The sequence below is a fragment of the Flavobacterium bomense genome (assembly GCF_003970355.1).
Window position 1 is genome coordinate 1 of record NZ_RYDJ01000300.1, and the last position, 1,006, is coordinate 1,006.

The 1,006-nt window shown below is 31.0% G+C and carries 2 protein-coding genes; both read right to left on the minus strand.

What is annotated here, in order from left to right; genetic code table 11:
- On the minus strand, nucleotides 1-191 hold a 191-nt coding region (locus EKL98_RS17460), incomplete at its 3' end, for a DUF493 domain-containing protein (protein ID WP_126563277.1).
- A gap of 186 nt (nucleotides 192-377) precedes the next feature.
- Nucleotides 378-1,006: IS1595 family transposase (locus EKL98_RS17465; protein ID WP_126563278.1), on the minus strand; the 629-nt coding region annotated here is incomplete at its 5' end.

Here is a 1,006-nt window from a genome sequence, read left to right on the forward strand (position 1 = left end):
GTTTTGGATTTTGTAGTTTTTATTACTGCTCCCATACAATCAAAAGCTTCTTGCACACGAAGAACATTTTCCTTTTCAGAAGGCACAATAAATTTATACAAATATATTGACGGCCAAGTTGAACTCAAATCCAACTCTGCTTTTAATCGTTCATAAAACTCTCTGACTTCTTTTTCTTTTTCTGATTCCATTCTAAAATTAAAATAAAGGCAAATATACAGTTTTGAAATTACATTTTGGATTTTAGATTGCAGATTTTAGAATACCGAGTTTAGAAAATTAAAAAATAAATTTAGATTGAATTATTTTCAAAAAGAAAGAAACTCAAGCACTGAACTTAATTCTTATCAAAAAGTTATTTGATTGTCCGTTTTTAGTCATAACCCTGTAATGCTTGCTATTACTAGCCTATCGAATAATTTTTCTTCAAAATACCTTCTATTTAGCTTGTAAACAAACTCGTTTAGGTATAATTGGAGATATTTCCCTTTAATTTTGTGGAAATTTCCTAAGAAATTCCTTTTCGCATTACTAATTGCAATATGTACCCACCTTAAAGTTTCTGTTGTTGTTTCTTTATTCGATTTTTCCGTAATATGAATCTCTACATAATCTGCAATATCTATATAGGATGTGCTTTTGTCTGTAAACAAAATACTTTTTTCAGAAATAGATTCCTGAATGGTTTGGTTTATCTGTTCCGATGTATGATCTGTCAAGACCTTTGCTTTAAAATATCTGCAATGATTTGATTTTTCTCCCGTTTCAATATCTTCTAAAACTGTTGACTCTGCCATAATTGCAACGTTAGATTTTCCAACAGCACCACGACCACGAATTCCTTTTTCTTGTTCTATTTCAGAAGACTCAATTGTAAAATATCCTTCATCAAATTCAATCATTCCTTCTAGAGTATAACGTGCATCTCTATTGCCCATTGCTTTTCGCAACTTATGAACCATCGACCAAACCGGTTCGTAACGTTTCAATCCCAGTTGCTTTTGAA